The organism is Pelovirga sp. C15f, from assembly GCF_057178085.1.
Genome location: NZ_JBXUCV010000001.1, coordinates 882921 through 900446, shown reverse-complemented (window position 1 = coordinate 900446; position 17526 = coordinate 882921). Strand labels below are relative to the sequence as shown.

The 17526-nt window shown below is 47.6% G+C and carries 14 protein-coding genes; all 14 read left to right on the top strand.

Annotated features, from left to right (window positions below; genetic code table 11):
• Positions 1 to 4: 4 nt before the first annotated feature.
• The 14 genes from AC1931_RS04190 (at position 5) to AC1931_RS04125 (ending at position 17521) form a co-directional block, all read left to right on the top strand.
• Complete coding sequence (locus AC1931_RS04190; RefSeq protein ID WP_483875969.1) at positions 5 to 1651, top strand: two-component system sensor histidine kinase NtrB; 1647 nt, start codon at positions 5 to 7, stop codon at positions 1649 to 1651.
• Positions 1638 to 3014, top strand: coding sequence for a sigma-54-dependent transcriptional regulator (locus AC1931_RS04185; RefSeq protein ID WP_483875968.1), 1377 nt, complete (start codon positions 1638 to 1640; stop codon positions 3012 to 3014). Before AC1931_RS04190 ends, AC1931_RS04185 begins: the two co-directional genes overlap by 14 nt.
• Positions 3015 to 3417: 403 nt before the next feature.
• Positions 3418 to 3987, top strand: coding sequence for a GspH/FimT family pseudopilin (locus AC1931_RS04180; RefSeq protein ID WP_483875967.1), 570 nt, complete (start codon positions 3418 to 3420; stop codon positions 3985 to 3987).
• Positions 3984 to 4691: a prepilin-type N-terminal cleavage/methylation domain-containing protein gene (locus AC1931_RS04175; RefSeq protein ID WP_483875966.1), complete on the top strand. Its 708-nt coding sequence runs from the start codon at positions 3984 to 3986 to the stop codon at positions 4689 to 4691. Before AC1931_RS04180 ends, AC1931_RS04175 begins: the two co-directional genes overlap by 4 nt.
• Positions 4692 to 5129, top strand: coding sequence for a prepilin-type N-terminal cleavage/methylation domain-containing protein (locus AC1931_RS04170; RefSeq protein WP_483875965.1), 438 nt, complete (start codon positions 4692 to 4694; stop codon positions 5127 to 5129).
• 32 nt (positions 5130 to 5161) lie between these two features.
• Positions 5162 to 5791, top strand: coding sequence for a pilus assembly PilX family protein (locus AC1931_RS04165; protein ID WP_483875964.1), 630 nt, complete (start codon positions 5162 to 5164; stop codon positions 5789 to 5791).
• 31 nt (positions 5792 to 5822) lie between these two features.
• A complete protein-coding gene (locus tag AC1931_RS04160) occupies positions 5823 to 11102 on the top strand; it encodes a pilus assembly protein (RefSeq protein ID WP_483875963.1) in 5280 nt (1759 codons plus the stop codon).
• Between the two features lie 299 nt (positions 11103 to 11401).
• Positions 11402 to 12181, top strand: a complete 780-nt coding sequence (locus AC1931_RS04155; protein WP_483875962.1) for a prepilin peptidase — start codon at positions 11402 to 11404, stop codon at positions 12179 to 12181.
• A gap of 119 nt (positions 12182 to 12300) precedes the next feature.
• Positions 12301 to 12501, top strand: coding sequence for a helix-turn-helix transcriptional regulator (locus AC1931_RS04150; RefSeq protein WP_483875961.1), 201 nt, complete (start codon positions 12301 to 12303; stop codon positions 12499 to 12501).
• A gap of 74 nt (positions 12502 to 12575) precedes the next feature.
• The gene (pilM, locus tag AC1931_RS04145) at positions 12576 to 13634 is read left to right on the top strand and encodes a type IV pilus biogenesis protein PilM (protein WP_483875960.1); all 1059 of its coding nucleotides are present in this window, start codon (positions 12576 to 12578) and stop codon (positions 13632 to 13634) included.
• On the top strand, positions 13631 to 14182 hold the full coding sequence (locus tag AC1931_RS04140; protein WP_483875959.1) for a PilN domain-containing protein: 552 nt from the start codon (positions 13631 to 13633) through the stop codon (positions 14180 to 14182). Before pilM ends, AC1931_RS04140 begins: the two co-directional genes overlap by 4 nt.
• Before the next feature lie 15 nt (positions 14183 to 14197).
• Positions 14198 to 14779 (top strand): type IV pilus inner membrane component PilO, encoded by a 582-nt coding sequence (locus tag AC1931_RS04135; RefSeq protein WP_483875958.1) that lies wholly within the window; start codon positions 14198 to 14200, stop codon positions 14777 to 14779.
• Positions 14780 to 14823: 44 nt separating this feature from the next.
• Positions 14824 to 15345, top strand: a complete 522-nt coding sequence (locus AC1931_RS04130; protein ID WP_483875957.1) for a pilus assembly protein PilP — start codon at positions 14824 to 14826, stop codon at positions 15343 to 15345.
• 55 nt (positions 15346 to 15400) lie between these two features.
• Positions 15401 to 17521, top strand: coding sequence for a type IV pilus secretin PilQ (locus AC1931_RS04125; RefSeq protein WP_483875956.1), 2121 nt, complete (start codon positions 15401 to 15403; stop codon positions 17519 to 17521).
• Positions 17522 to 17526 lie beyond the last annotated feature (5 nt).

Here is a 17526-nt window from a genome sequence, read left to right as displayed (position 1 = left end):
GTTAATGCCCAGCAATGAGTCTGTCAAACAGCGCCTGACCCCACCGGAACACCGCAGTCTGGTCTGGTATCTGATCTGCCGAACTGCGGTGATTACTCTGGTGTTGGGTGGCGCGGCTTTCTTTTACCTGTATGGTAACCTTTCTTACTCAGTAACACCGCTGTTTTTTCTCGTTGGCTTATCCTATGTCCAGGCCATTATTGTCGCCCTGATCCTGCCACGGCTGGAGAGTATCTGGATTTTAAATCAGGCGCAGATTGTCTGGGATCTGCTCCTGGTGTCAGCGCTGATTCTCACCACCGGTGCGGTTGAGAGTATTTTTTCTTTCTTTTATCTGCTGGTTATCATATCAGCCAGTTTTCTTCTGTCCCGGCGCATGACGATCCTGGCCGCCGCCAGTTCTTCCATTTTGTTTGGCGGCATTTTACTGCTGCAGTTTTATCAGTTGCTCGGTCCTTTCCAGGTTCCCACCGCCACCGCGGATGCTGTTTTTTTAAATACCCTCTTTGTTCATCTTGTTGCTTTTTTTCTGACCGCTTTTTTAAGTGGTACCTTGTCTGAGCGCTGGCGCCGAAGTGAGGCCCTGTATCAACGCAAAAGTATCGATTACGCTGAACTCGAGCGCATGAACCGGACCGTACTCTCCCATATCAGCAGTGGTGTCATGCTGATTAACCCGCAGGGGCGTATTCGTTCCTTCAATCGCGCAGCGGAAGAGATTACCGGGCTCAGCCTGAATCAGGTCTATGATTCGCCGGTAATTGATTTTTTCACCGAACTTAGCCATTATTTTATCCCCGAACAACTCCCGGTGGCGCGCGCTGAAGGCTTTTTTCTCCACCCATCCGGCGAACGTTTGTCTTTTGGTTTTACCACCGCCCTTGCTCGTGGCAGTCATGGAGAAGCTCTGGGTACTCTGGTGACATTTCAGGATCTGACTCAGTTCAAACAGATCGAAGAGCAACTCAAGCGTTCTGATCGGTTGGCAGCGATTGGACGCCTTTCAGCCGGACTGGCTCATGAAATTCGTAACCCTCTTGCTTCCATCAGTGGCTCTGCACAATTGCTTGGTGAAAATTGTCATTTAAGTGCAGAAGATAAACACTTGCTGACCATCATGGTCAAGGAAGCGGACCGACTTAACCACTTACTCACCGATTTTCTTGCATTTGCCCGCCCCCATCAACCGCAAAAAACCAGTATCGATGTTGCTGCCATGGTTACTGAATTGCGTAAGATGCTCTTGCGTGATCAGCGTTTTCAGGAGATCGATGTGCAGATTAATGGGGAGCATCCCTGTTTCGTCCCTATTGATCGTAACCAGATCTGGCAGGTGCTGTGGGATCTGTCAATTAATGCGGCAGAAGCAATGAAGGGGAGGGGGACGTTGCTGATTTCTTTTAGTCAAGGGACCCCCTGGACCTTAACAATAGAGGATAGTGGCCCCGGCATTGCCCCGGAGATCAGGGAGCGGATATTTGAGCCGTTTTTTTCGACCAAAGACAAGGGTACCGGCTTAGGTCTGTCGACCGTTTACTCGATTATTGAAGCCCACGGTGGTACCATTCGCGCTGAAGGTTCAACGTTAGGAGGTGAGCGTTTCATGATGAGTTTTCCACAATCAACGGGGGAAGAAGATGAGCAATCATAGTCCGCGTATCCTGATTGTTGATGACGAACAGAGTTTGCGTGAAATGTTGACCGTATTACTTCACCGCGAGGGGTATCAGATTGATCAGGCGGAAAATGGTGAAGATGCCCTCGCTAAAATTTCTGAGAATAATATCGATCTGATCATCACTGACATCAAGATGCCGCGCTTGACCGGTATCGATCTGCTGCGTCGTTTACGTGAGCAGGAGAATGATACGACCATCATCATGATGACGGCTTTCTCTTCCACTGAAGAAGCGGTAGAGGCAATGAAACTCGGTGCCTACGACTACATCACCAAGCCCTTCAAAAATGATGAAATCCGGCTGGTGGTCAAAAATGCCCTGGAGCGCCGGCAGTTACAACACGAAAATCGCCAGCTTAAACGTCAGCTCAAAGAGCGCTTTTCTTTTAAAAATCTGATTGGTGAGAGTGATGAGATGAACCGGCTGATCACTCTGCTTGAGCGCGTTGCCCCGAGTCGGGCCAATGTGTTGATTACCGGAGAGAGTGGTACCGGTAAGGAACTTGTCGCCCAGGCATTGCACCTGGGCAGCGAACGTAAAAATCACCCCTTTGTGGCTATTAATTGCGGAGCTATTCCCGAAAATCTGCTGGAAAGTGAGCTCTTTGGCCATGAGCGCGGATCTTTTACCGGTGCCGACAAGAAAAAACAGGGGTTGTTCGAAAGTGCTCATTTAGGCACCTTGTTTCTTGATGAAATTGGCGAACTGCCCATGGGGATGCAGGTCAAGCTGCTGCGGGTTTTGCAGGAGCGCGAATTCCGGCGGGTCGGAGGTACCAGCAATATTCCCCTCGACATCCGTCTGATCGCTGCGACCAATCAGGATTTATCAGCCAATATCACGCAAGGAACCTTTCGTGAAGACCTCTATTATCGCCTCAACGTCGTGACCATTGAGTTGCCGCCATTGCGTGAGCGGCGCAGCGATATTCCCTTGCTCATCCAGAATTTTTACCATCAGAAAACCGCCAGTGACGACAGCTTCCAGATCGATAAGCCGGCCCTGGAGCTGTTGCTCAACTACGACTGGCCCGGCAACGTGCGCGAGCTTGAAAATCTGGTCGAGCGTTGTCTGGTATTAGGTGATCAGAAGCGGCTCACTGTCGACTGTCTGCCACCGCAACTGCAAAAAAAAAGGGTAACCTTCTCCGCCGAACAGCACGACATACCAGCAGGCTTCAAAATGGAGCAGTGGCTTGAGGAGCAGGAACGACATATTCTTCTTGCCGCCCTGCAGCAGGCCGATGGCGTGCGTACCAGAGCTGCTGAACTGCTCGGCATCAGTTTCCGCCAGATCCGTTATCGCCTTGATAAACTTGGCATCGGTGATGATTGAAAAGGGCAATGAACGCAGTCACACATGTTTAAAAGAGTTTGAGGGTTGGAGAGAAAGAAACAAGATTGGTTTATATTTCTGACCCGAATCACGAGGGTGATTAATGTCTACCGGGGAGGGGATAAATGGATGCTGAGAACTGGCACCGCAGGGGGCCTGCCCCCCCCTGCATGCTCTGTGGTTGATGTTTTGAATGCTGATCTTCTTTGCCAACTCTGTTGAGTTTTGTAAAAATAAGTATTTTCTGCATATGTTTGCTGTGCAAAGCTTGCACGATCAGCACTCTAATAATTAATCAGTTGAACAAAAAACCCTGAAATGATAGAGATGTCTAATCTTGAAATGAGTTGGACTGGTGTTTGCATAGAGATTATCTCAGATTCTTCTATTGTCGAGGACTTTTATGAATCAAAGTACGAGTATGCCCGAAGCAATTCCGTTTAAACATGCAAAAGGCTTTACCTTGCTGGAAGTGATCGTTGTAGTGGGTATTATCGGCATTATGAGCGTGATTGCGTTGCCGGCTATTAATACCTGGGCTCCGAACTATCGCCTCAAAGCTGCAGCGAGGGATGTCTACTCAAGTATGCAAAAAGCCAGATCAATGGCAGTCAAATTCAATAGAGAGACAGCAGTTATCTTTGATGTGGCTAATAACAGTTATAGTTTATGTGATGATTGGTCTGTCGGTGCTTGTGTTGGAACTTTAGACACTATTGACCTCAGCAGTTTAGGGAATGTCATTAAATTTGGACATGGCAACGCAACTACTGCTGTTCCAGGTGGTGTTTTCCCTGCTGATAATGTGAGCTATACCAATGACCGCGTTGTTTTCGACTCGCGAGGAATGCACCCCCCTCCAAATGGTTACGTTTATCTCGATCATCAATCTAATACCAGTACCTATGCTGTTGGCAGCTTGACCAGTGGTGCCATCAGAATTTTGATGTGGCGTGGAGGTAGCTGGCAATGAAATATCACTGTTTATTCTCCTGTAAGGGTTTCACTCTTGTGGAGCTGATTGTCACTCTCGCCGTATCAGGTGTTCTAATGACGGGAGTTTATACCGCATTCCAGACTCAACAAAATAGCTATCTGGTCCAAGAGCAAGTTGCTGAAGTGCAGCAGAATCTTCGTGCGGGCTTTGATACTCTTATTCGGGATTTAAGAATGGCAGGTTTTAGAGGTGTTGGCGGTAGTAACGCTGATATCCTCAACGCACAAGTCGATGCGATTTCGTTTTCTGTCGATTTTAATGATGATGGAGACACTGCAGATAATGGAGAAAACATAGCCTACGATCGCTATGATTCCGCGGCAATGGGAGGCTGGACTTTGGGTAGGGTGTCTTCTGCTGTGGTTGTGACATTGGCAGAAACTCCAACCGGTTCTGGTCATTTTGAAGCGGCCGGTCATCAGCCTTTTGTTCCAGAGATTGATGGTCTTGAATTTTTCTATGAGCTTGAAGATGGCTCTCAAACCACTATCCCTGCTGACCCTTCAGCTATTCGCTCAATACAAATCTCAATCCTTGCCCGTGCCAGGCAGCCGGACAGAAATTATATCGACTCCAATACGTACCAGACCCCATCGGGAGCAGTTTGGGGCCCATTTAATGACAGCTTTCGTCGACGTTTTCAAACCACGATGGTCAACCTTCGAAATATGGGGATGTAGATGAACGGTCCACTACGCACAAATAGTAATTCAGGATTCACCCTGCTGGAAGTTCTCATTGCACTCTTTATTTTTGCCGTAGGAATTCTTGGTGCAGCAACAATGCAACTTTCATCTATTCAAGGAAACAGTAAGGGGCGACAGGTTAGTGAGGCCAGCAACACTGCAGCGGATTATTTCGAAGGGTTTCTGTCTCTTGAATACAATGACGTGGTGTTGACAGATGGTGCCGGCACCAATGATGGAATTGCCGGCCTTGACGATCTTGCCCTCGCTGATGGTGCTGAGGATAGAGATGGTAATGGTGTCAATGATGTGTTCTGGAATGTTGCAGATGACTATCCAATTCTAGGGAATAAAACCATCAGGGTTATCGTTACCCCTCCCGGTAATGGACCTAATTTGTCAATGGACATTTTATTGATGGAACCAATTTAATAAAGGACTCCATTCAAGATTCAAGGGCTATTATGAAAAAAAGAAAAAGTACGCTAAATAATGAGCAAGGCTTCGTATTGATTACCTCTTTGTTAATGCTGGTCGTGCTGATGATCATTGGTATTTCCGCGACCAATACGACAACTATTGAATTGCAGATAACCGGTAATGACAGGGCTTATAAAGAAACCTTCTACCAGTCAGATGGTGGTGTACAGCTTGCAGCTCGTCTGGTGGAGGAAAGTCTGGGCAGCCCTGGGGGATTTACAGCCCTAGACGCGAATAGTCTTTTACAGGATCCAGTCAATCCGAATAACACCATTTTGGTTGTAGACACCACCTTATCGGATAATGCTGCCGGTCGTGATGAAACAAATGTGTCTGATGCGGCAAGAGACATTGCTTATTTCCCTGAAGGTTATGATGCAACTAATACGGCCCCCCACACCAATATCATTGTAGATGGTGTAACTAGTACGACAGAAGGTTCTGGTCTGCAGATGGTGGCAGGTTATGAAGGGAAGGGAAAGGGAGCTGCAGGGGGGGGAGCTCAGATTCTCTACACAATTTATTCACAGCACCTAGGTCGGTCGCAAAGTGAGTCTATCGTTTCGGCACAATGGCAACATGTTGTTGGTCTTGAGCTCGAAGGCCGTTATTGACAGTTGGATTCGGGTATTTCAGGGAGTCATCATGAAAATGAACAAAAAAAATTCACTTGCCGGAACAGTACTTCTGGGATTGGTATTCATTATCGGGTTGCCAGAAGTATTGTTTGCGGAGGTTTCAGCTGATACCAATGCCGCTTACACCAGTGTGCCAATCAACCTGACTGGCAACGATGTTACTCCACTGGTGATGATTAATGCGTCACGTGATCATCAACTGTCGTACAAGGCGTATAACGACTATTCCGATCTCAATAGTGACGGTACAGCAGAAAAAACTTATGTCGATAGCATAGAATATTACGGCTATTTCGATAGTGCCAAGTGTTACACATACGAGACTGCAGATGATCGTTTTGTTCCCGTAGCTATGGCCACAGGAGCCAACAACCATTACTGCTCAGGTCAATGGAGTGGAAACTTCATGAACTGGGCGACGATGACCCGCATGGATGTTGTCCGTAAGCTCCTCTATGGTGGTAAGCGTTCCACCGATACCAGTACCCTGACGGTGTTGGAACGCCATTATCTGCCAACTGATGCCCATGCCTTTGCTAAATATTATAATGGTAGTGATATCGATCAGTTGACCCCGTTTACGGGTATCGTTACAACACCACCAATCGCGATAAGCGGGACATCCGTTACTATCGGCTCCGGTAATAAGGACTTTACAACGTTATTATCGGTGAGCAACGGAGATCAAGTCAGAGTCTATTCTACCAGTGATAATACTCAATGGATGATCGGGACTGTGACTGCTACAGGTTCACCAATTCGAATTAATGTTCCAGATGGGAGCTATAACGGCTCAGGCTCTCACAATGATTGGCAATTGGAAAATCTAAGCCGGACTGGCATTACCATTGCCAATTTGACAACAGGATCAACAACTGGAGCAAATCGCTATTCCGACACCAACACGAACCCCCCGTTAATTCGTGTTGCCCGGGGAAATTATGCTTTATGGATGGCCAATGAACGTTGGCAAGGTTACTGGTCAGGTGAAAAATCTGCCCCTACGAATGGTAACCTGGCCTATATCTCGGGGATCAATGCGAATGATCGTAATCCTTCTCAAACTACACACGGCCTTGGCACGGGGTTGGCACAAGGTGAATATATCGCCCGCATTAAAGTTGCCGACTCTTCATGGCCAGGTAGTGAAAAAATTAAACAATACGGCACGACTTATAAGCCTATTGGTTTGTTGCAGGTCTATGGTGATAGCGGGCAAATTGATTTTGGTTTGATGACAGGCACTTACACCAACAACATATCTGGAGGGGTGTTAAGAAAAAACATCAGTTCCTTTGCCAATGAAGTCATCAGCTCCGATGGTAGATTTAATACAGCGACAACCGGGATTGTCCACAATTTTGATCGCTTACGAATCTACGGTTATGATTACAACAATGGTACTTACCAAGATCGTGATGATTGTACTTTTCAGCAAACGGGATTAGTCCACTCGGGAGGGGCAGAAGCCCAGGGTTCTCCGGCGAACGAAGGGAATTGCAGCAGTTGGGGAAACCCGATGTCCGAAATCTACCTAGAATCGCTTCGGTATCTGGCTGGGGCAGCGGCTGACTCAGATTTTACTTATTCAGGAACAACCAACGATTCAACCTTGGGTTTGACGATAGCAAGCTGGACGGATCCGCTGAACAGCGTCAATTATTGTGCTCCTTTAAATGTCTTGAATTTCAATGCCAGTGTTTCCAGTTATGATGGCAACCAGATGGGTGGGGTAAGCAATTTAGGTGCAACCGATTCGGCGCAGGATTTAACCGATCGTGTTGGTATCGGTGAGGGAATAGACGCGGTATCTGCGACATGGTTTGTCGGCAGTAATGGCACAACATCCAATGAGCTTTGTACCTCCAAGCCGATCGGCTCGGGATTTGGTTCTTTTTCCGGCTTGTGCCCTGAGGCTCCAACGCAGCAGGGAACCTATCTGATGTCCGGCACTGCCCATTACGCTAATACCAACCGCATTCGGGCGGATTTGACTGTGCCGACGGCTAGAGAAAACTCCAGAGACCTGATGGTCAGTACTTATGGTATAGCCTTGGCGACCAACGTGCCGAAAATTGAAGTGTCAGTTGGTTCTAGTACTGTGACCATCCTTCCTGCTTATCGTTTGAATGTTTCCGGGAATTCCGGTGGCGGAACTCTGGTTGATTTCAAAATTGTCACGCAAACGCCAACCTACGGTAAATTTTACGTCAACTGGGAAGATAGTGAGATGGGGGGGGATTATGATCAGGATATGTGGGGTATTATTGAGTATTCAGTTGTTGGTAGCCAGATAATTATTTCGACGGATGCCATTGCTGAAAGTACTGTGAACCCGCAAGGTTTTGGCTATATTATCAGTGGTACAAGTCAAGATGGCGCTCATTTCCATTCGGGTATTGAAGGATTTGACTATATTGATCCACAAGGAGTTCTAGGCTGCAGTAATTGTCAGGTCGGTGATGCAAAAACTTCAGTGACTTATACTGTTACCGGCTCGTCGGCCGGTGTTTTGGAGGATCCTCTCAAATATGCCGCTAAATGGGGCGGCTTTGTCGACAGCAATGGAAATAATTTGCCGGATCTCGTTTCTGAATGGGATTCTATTAATAATGCAACTGGCGCAGATGGCTCTGACGGGATTCCGGACAATTACTTTTTTGCTACCAACCCGCTACAGCTAGAAAATTCTTTGAATCGTATCTTCCTTGCTATTCTGCAACGATCATCTTCCGGTACGGCGGCAGCGGTTGTTTCAAATAACGTCAGCGGAGTGGGTGCTCTTTATCAGGCCTATTATGAGCCTTTGCGACAGGACAGCTTAAATAACAGTGTTTCCTGGATCGGCACGGTCCAGGCTCTCTGGCTGGACGATTACGGCTATCTCAGGGAGGACGATGGTGATGCCGTTCTTGAGGGCTATTTTACCGACCAGGTGATACAGCAATTTTACGATGAAGTAGAAAACAAGACAAAAGTTCGGCGCTATGAAAGCACGCAAGACGATGAGTTCGTTCCTTATTTCATGCAGGGAACAGTTACAGCCTACGATGCCGGTACCGGAGGAGTAGAATTCACCGTCAACGGAATTGGTGGTGCAGTAGGGTCAGGGGCTTTTAGTGGCTGGACGGTTTATAATTTGTCAAATGGCGGGGTTGGTCGCAGTTCAACCTCAAACGTGATTTTTGCCATCAATACGACAGGGGTAACATTTGATGTAGCGCCGTTAACAACGACATTTGCCGTTGGCGATGAAATAATGGCGGCTCATTATGTGACAAGTGAAACTTCGCTGGAAAATGTGGGGACCTTGTGGAACGCACGTAAACAGCTGTCTTTTAGCACGGCAGTTGCTGAGACACAAAGAGCTTTTGCAAGTCCTGCTGACGATACAGCTACTGGCGGTCGATTTATCAAGACTTGGATTGATTCCAATAATAATAATCAGTTAGATGTTGGTGAATTTGTTAACTTTGACAGTACCGCTATCTCTTCTGCCAATTTTGGTTTTCTGAACGTGGCAACCGAAGCAGATGCAGATGCTGTAGTCGATTATATCCGCGGCAAGGAAGATGCGAGTTCTCGTAATCGGACGATTGATTACAATGGGAATGGAGCAACCGAAGTTATGCGTCTGGCTGATGTTGTCAATGCAACCCCAACGGTGGTTGGTGCACCTCAGGAAGCTTTTGATCTGCTGTATAAAGACGCCTCCTACGGAGTTTTCAGAAAGCAGTATGCAAAACGCCGTCAGGTATTGTATGTCGGCAGCAATGGTGGAATGTTGCATGCCTTTAATGGTGGGTTTTATGATTCCGCCACCAGGTCTTTTCTCACTTCAGGGGAAAATTACGATGGGACGGCTGTCGTTGAGCACCCATTAGGCTCCGAACTATGGGCTTACGTGCCGATGAACCTGCTACCACATCTGAAGTGGCTCAAGGATAAAAACTACACTCATGTCTATTATGTGGACGGTAAACCCAAAGTTTTTGATGCTAATATTTTTGCTGACGATGATGATCATCCTGGCGGCTGGGGCACAGTTCTCGTCGTCGGCATGCGCTTTGGTGGGGGCAAGATAACGGTCGATACGGCAGCAGATGGTCTGGCGGGTGACCTAACGCCTGCGGACAACAGAGAGCTGCGCTCTGCTTATGTCTTCATGGACATTACCAACCCAGAAGTAGCGCCTAAATTGCTGGCTGAAATACAGGTTCCAGATGGAAGTTTTAGTACTTCCTATCCGGCCGCGCTCACTATTGACACCAACAATAAATGGTATTTAATTTTCGGTTCCGGTCCCACCAACCTGGCTACGGCAGAGAGTAACCAGACAGCGAAACTTTATACAATCGATCTGGCTAGTATGAGCATTGTGCGCACGGATGACACGGGAATAGCTAATAGTTTTATTGGTGATCCCGTAGCTGTTGACTGGCAGCTAAATTATAAGGCAAATGCCGCTTATTTTGGTGTAATTGGCAGCCAGACGGCAACTAGTGGCCGTGTGATGCGACTTGACATTGATGAAGATGATGATTCAACCAATTGGGCAGCTCCAGAGACACTTATAAATGTTTCTCAGCCGGTTGTTTCGGGAGTGACCCCGGCCATAGACAATACTGGACAGAAGTGGATATTCTTTGGAACGGGACGGTTTTTTGTCAGTGGAGATCAGACAACTACAGCGACACAATCTATTTACGGCATAAAAGAAAAAGATGTAGAAGTCACGAAAGGTACCGATTTGATAAATGTCAGTGCCGCTCAGGTTGAAACTGATGGTGATCTGACTACCGCTGTGGCAACCAATACAACATTTAACTCTCTGGTGAGCGATATCGCTGCCAATTACGAAGGCTGGTACCTGGATTTGCCACCAATTGAAGGCGTTGCGGGGACCGCCCCGGCGACAAGGGTTCTTAACTCTTCCGCTCTTGCGGGTGGGGTTTTATTTGCAACCGCATATCAGCCTGGACTCGATCTTTGTACTGGTGAGGGTTTTAGCCGCTTATATGCATTGAATTATAAAACGGGGACAGCGACCCCACGAGTCAATGTGCTGGGTGTCGATATAGATGGGAGCGGAAATGAATACGCTAAATCTTATATTGATCTTGGAGTTGGGTTCGCTACAACCCCATCGTTGCATTCTGGTTCGAAGGCGGGCGCGAAAAAAGTAAGTGTTTTTACTCAATTGTCAACAGGCTCTATTATCAGAACAGAAGCGAGCACTGTAACTGATGTCAGAAGTGGCTTCAGGTCCTGGATTGAGATTAGGTGACATGGTTGTGGTTTAATATACTGAACATTAATAAAATTGCTTCTTAAAAGCAGATCCCGGAAAGTATTTTTTTGCGGGATCATTTGTTCCCGCAAATTCCAGTGTCACATCTTCAACTGTTAAGCTTGGAATCAATTGCGGCACTTGTACGTCTTAATGTTCAAACCTCTTTGCGCGGTAAGGCTGACGCACTTAAAACTTGCAACTGGTTTGGGGTATAACACCCTGCCGATGTGATTGAGTAAGGGACAGCGGTGCTTATTCTGTATATTTTAGTGTGAGATGCTTTGGTGGTTGTAATGTCTGAGTTTGGCCTTGTGATGCTCTTTGCTTTTGCCTTTGGTTCTATCGTCGGTTCTTTCCTCAATGTCTGTATCTACCGGATACCGGCAGGACAGTCGATCGTCTCCCCGCCATCTTCCTGCCCGGCCTGTGGCCATTCGATACGCTGGTTTGAGAATATTCCGATTGTCAGCTACCTGCTGTTGCGGGGACACTGTTCGGCATGCCGGCTGAGAATTTCCCCGCGTTATCCGGCAGTCGAAGCCTTGACCGGGCTATTGTTCGTTCTGACATTTTATTATTATGGTTTTTCAGCCGCTACCATTGTCTATATGGTATTTGTTGCCGCTCTAGTGGCGATTACCTTTATTGACCTGGATCACCAGATCATCCCCGATGTGATCAGCCTGCCAGGTATCCCGGTCGGTTTTGCCGGTTCGTTTTTTATTCCCTGGCTGACCTGGTACAATTCGGTTTTCGGGATCCTGCTGGGTGGCGGGTCGTTGCTGGCGGTCGCCTGGATTTATGAAAAGCTGACCGGACGGGAAGGGATGGGTGGCGGCGATATCAAGCTGTTGGCCATGTTTGGGGCTTTTCTTGGATGGCAGGCGGTGTTTCCGGTTATTTTTCTGGCGTCGTTGGCCGGCACTCTGGTTGGTGTCCCCTTGATGCTGGTACAAAAAGGTGATACCAGGCTGGCGATCCCCTTCGGGCCGTTTCTGGCATTGGCGGCTATCATTTATCTGTTCTGGGGGCGAGGACTGATTGGCTGGTACCTTGGACTGCTCGGCGGTTGAGTTTTAATTTTTTTTATTGGTTTAGTCTAAAACTTCTTGACAATATCTTTCCCTGACCTATAATTATGCTCAATTTGTAGATGTGATGAATAAAGTTCAGTGGGTTATGGGGTTAGAGCATGGAGCAGAATCGAGTCAAGGAAGTTCGTGAATCCTTATTGATGAGCAAGGCCGAACTGGCTCGCAAGGCGGATGTGTCTCCGTTGACGATTACCCGGATTGAACGTGGCAGTCCTTGCCGCATGGAAACCATGCGTAAAATTATTCTGGCTTTAGGTTATAAACTTTCTGACAAAACAAAAGTATTTCCTGATCTCTAGATTTGATCAGGTCAATTTGTTTATTTAAGTGGCGCGCCTGTTTTTTGGGGATTCTCTTTTCGACTGGATAAATCATGTTCGTATCGAAAAAAGATATTGTCGGTATTGATATCGGCACAAGTGCGGTAAAGATGGTGCGCCTGCGTGAGGCGCGTGGAACCTACCATCTCCAGAACATCGGCATTATGCCGCTGGAGCCGGAAACCATCATTGATAATGCCATTATGGATGCCCCGGCGATTGTCGACGTGATCCAGAATATGCTTGGGTCGATGAAAATCAAGACCAGGCAAGTGGCAACCTCGGTTTCCGGTCACTCAGTTATCATCCGCAAGATTAATCTGCCCATGATGACCGAATCCGAACTCGAAGCATCGATCCAGTGGGAAGCAGAGCAATATATTCCCTTTGATGTCTCCGAAGTTAATATCGATTTCCATATCATCGGTCCCGACTCGAAAGATCCCTCCCAAATGAGTGTTATTCTGGTTGCGGCGAAAAAAGATTTTGTCAACGATCACTCTGCCGTGTTTGCTGAGGCGGGCATGACTCCGGTGGTGATGGATGTTGATTGTTTTGCTGTAGAGAACATGTTTGATTATAATTACGGGTTTGTTGAAGGGGAAGTTGTTGCTTTGATTGATCTCGGCGCCAGTGCAACAAGCGTTAATATCATGCGCGGCAGTAATTCCGTTTTTACCCGCGACATTCAGACGGGGGGCAACCTGCTCAGCCAGGAATTACAGAAGCGTTTAGGTGTCAGCAGTGAAGATGCAGAACGGATCAAACTCGGTGAACGGAATATTGGTGATTTAAGCGCCGATGACATTGAACAAGTCCTTGTTGATGCGACAGAAAATCTGGTGCAGGAGGTTCAGCGTTCTCTTGATTTCTTTTCTGCAACCTCCAGCGAAGAGCGCATCGGCAAGGTATATCTGACCGGTGGTGTTGCTGCTTCCGAGCGTGTTCAGAAGGTTCTGGCACAGCGTCTGGATATCGATGTCGAACGTATCGATCCTTTCCGTAACATTGCCATCAATGAAAAACAGTTTGATCGAGAATATCTCAATGCCATTGGTCCGATGTTTTCGGTGGCGACCGGGTTGGCAATGAGGAAGGTGGGTGACAAATGATCAGGATCAACCTTCTTCCGGTAAGGGCTGCTCAAAAAAAGGAGAAGCTCCGCTCACAAGTTGTCATTTTGGTGTTGTCTCTTGTGCTCGTCAGTTTGGTTTGTGGTGCCGTCTATATTCAACAGCAGCAAACCAATGAAAATCTGCAGACAGAGATTGCTGATATCAATCGCCGCAATGCTGAGTTACAAAAGCGCATTGGTGAAGTACGTGATTACGAAAAAAGAAAGGCCGACCTCGAACAAAAGCTTGAGGTTCTTGCCCAGCTGAAAAGCGACAAGAGCGGCCCGGTACGTTTGCTTGACGATTTAAGTAATGCACTGCCTGAAGAATTGTGGTTAACCAGTTTTACTGAAACAAATGGCAGTATCGATCTGGCCGGCGTTGCCGATACTGAGCAGACGGTGGCTTTGTTTATGCGACAACTGGAAAGTTCAGGACATTACAGCGGTGTCGAATTGATGGTTACCGAACAGACCACGGTTGGTAGTCGACGAATGCAGCGTTTCAGCCTCAAGGGTCGGGCTGTGACCCCAGCGACCAATTAAGACAGGACGGGTGTGATGAATCCAAAAATTGAAAAAGTTCTTGGTCTTCCGGCCTATCAGCGGTTTCTGATTCTTTTTGTTCTGGCAGCCGTTATTGTTGCTGCCTTTTATTTTATGATTTATCAGGGTTTGCGGGAGGAACAGCTGCAACTTGAACAACAACGCGAATCAGCCCAGACCATATTGCAGCGTAATCAACGGATAGCCAACAACCTTGAGGCTTATCGTGCTGATTACAATAAACTTCTGGTGCAACTTGAAGAAGCCCTTGGAGAATTACCTCTCGATAAAGAAATTCCAGCCCTGTTGACCAAGATTGCATCCCTTGCACAGGAAAAAGGACTTGATGTTGTTCGCTTTCGTCCGCTGCCTGAAGTGTCAAGAGATTTTTACGCTGATGTCCCTGTTGAATTGCGACTGGCTGGATCATATCATCAGGCCGCATTGTTTTTTGATGCAGTGAGCAAAATGGAGCGTATCGTCAATATAAAAGGATTAAAATTGGGCGGAGCCAAAGAGGTTGATGGGCGCACCGCGCTGAATATTGATTGCAGTGCCATAACCTTCCGGTTTCTTGGGGAGAGATCGAATAATTAGTTGAAAGGTGGTACGCTCACATGATTTTTCACAGGTTCCCTGTTATGAAACTTATATTTATCGTTGTCACAATCCTGGTTATGATTCCGTCATCCATGGTTATGGCACAAACAAGTGGTGATCAAGTGACAGCTGAGGTTACTACAGAAGCAGAAACATCAGGTGAGTTTACCTACAATCCTGGTGGGCGACGTGATCCTTTTACCCCCCTGATTCGGCGAGACGAACCGCCGGCAGCTATTCAAACGACCAGAAGGCCCGAAGAATTGCGCGGTCCTCTGGAGCGGTATGAGCTTAGACAGTTGCGTTTAATTGCGGTCATGGTTGTCAGGGGAGATCCTCGAGCGATGGTTGCTGCGCCCGATGGTAAAAGTTATACCGTAAAAATTGATGATTACATTGGTATCAACGGGGGGAAAGTCAAAGAAATCCAGACCCGGGCTATTGGTATAGATGACCAAGGTGTGAGGGTCGAAAAACATCCTGATCGTATTGTAGTTGAGGAAGTCGGTATTGATAGCGTCAGCGGAAATACCGTTAAAGAAGAGCGCTATATCGTATTGTAGTGCGTTGCAGGCGGACTGCTGGTTTTTGCTCCGATGAACTTTTAGGGGAATGAATATGAGAAGAAGCAATGTGCTCCTCAGTATCTTAATGTTGTTATTCAGCTTCGCTGTGGTCATGCCCGTGGCAGCTGAATCCTTGTCGACAGTCAGTGTTGCCGGTCAGAAGGTGACCTTGTCTGCGACGGCGGAAGTCGAGCAGATCCGGTATTTTTCGCTGGATTCCCCTAAACGGCTAGTCGTTGACCTTTACGGTGTTACCCCCGGGGTACATGCAGCGGATATTTCCTTGAACGATGGTTTTAGCACCTTACGAACCGGTTTGTTAGAAAATCGGACACGCTTTGTTTTTGACGTTGCCGGCGACCAGTTTCCGACCTTTAATGTCGCCACTGGCACTCGGAGTGCAGTTGTTACCTGGCAACCAGCTGAGTCAACAACCTTCTCGGCGTTGGCTGAACCTGCTCCACTGGGTAGCGCCAAGGTTGATGCCATTGATTTTACCAGTGTTGATGGACGTTCGCGGTTACTGATGACCGTTAGTGGTCAGACCCAAGCCACCGATCCGGTACGCGATGGTAATCGCGTCCAGTTTTCCTTGCCTGACACCACCTTGCCCCGTGCTCTGCGGCGTGAATTTGATACCTTTGCCTTCCCCAGTGCTATTCATTCAGCGACCCCCTATCTGGTAAACGCCGGTGGTCGCCCTGAAGTGCGTGTTGTTGTTCTGCTTAAAGGTGATGTCACCTATCAGTTACAAAAGGTAAGAGGTGGCTACGAATTTATTGTAAACGATGGTATTTACGCCCAATCCTCAGACGTTGTTTCTGGTCAGACCGCAGTCGGCGTTAATGCTCGATTAGATGATAGAGAAGTATTGTCAACAACGCCTGGAGTATCGTCCGCGGCGATGTCAACAACTACCGGACTTACTGTGCCGGTTGATGGACAGCGTCAGATGACGGGTGTTTATACCGGCGAGAAAACCTCGCTGGTATTTGATAACGCTGAAGTGCGAGATATCCTGCGACTTATTGCCGAAATCAGTGACCTGAATATTATTGCTTCTGATGAAGTGAGTGGCAGCGTGACTTTGCGCCTGATTGATGTTCCATGGGATCAAGCCCTTGATCTGATTCTCGATGTGACCGGCTTGGGGATGCTGCAACAGGGCAACGTCGTTCGTGTTATGCCGAAAGAGCGGATTCGTAGTATGCGTGAAGCTGAGCTAACAGCTGCACGCTCTGAAGAGCAGCTCGAACCCCTGGTTACCGAGGTAGTAACCGTGAGTTATGCCGATTTAGGCAGTGTTGAAGGCCCGGTCAATAATGTATTAAGTGATCGCGGGACCCTGACGGCTGACAGCCGCAACAAATTACTCATTATCAGTGATGTGCCGGCGCGGATTGTACGTGCCAAGGAACTTATTGAGATCCTTGACACGCCGGAACGCCAGGTAATGATCGAAGCGCGGATTGTTCAGGTGAACTCCAACTACTCAAGAGATCTTGGTGTTAATTGGGGATATTCATTGACCGACAGTGACTACCTCAATACGGTGACTAATATTGGTGGAGAATTCCGTGTGCCGACAGCCACGGTTGCCAATGTTGGTAGCTTGTCCGCAACTGCGGGTATCGGTACGGCCTTTCGTTTCGGAAGTAAGTTGATTGATTCGGGTATTCTGGACTTACAACTCTCTGCTTTAGAGTCGGATGGTAAGGGTAAAGTTATTTCAACTCCTCGGGTAACAACCCTCAACGGCGAAAGTGCAACCATCAGCCAAGGTACCTCTATCCCTTATCAGACTTCTGGTGCTGATGGCCCGCGAACAGAGTTTGTGAACGCGGAGTTAAAGCTTGAAGTAACGCCGGTCATTAACCCTGATAATTCTATCATCCTGGAAATTCTGGCTACCAATGATTCCCCTTCATTGACCGCTGGTGCTACCGCCCCAAGTATCGATACGAAAAAAGCTGAAACCAAGGTGTTGATACGTGATGGTGAAACAACTGTTATTGGCGGGATTTTTGTAGAAAGCTTTCAGTCAAGCGACAGTGGTGTGCCCGGGTTGATGCACATACCTGGTCTTGGTTATTTCTTCAAGTCTAAACGCGACCAGACGGTTAAAGATGAACTGCTGATTTTTATCACCCCCCGCATCGTTCGTGATAATTAACAGCT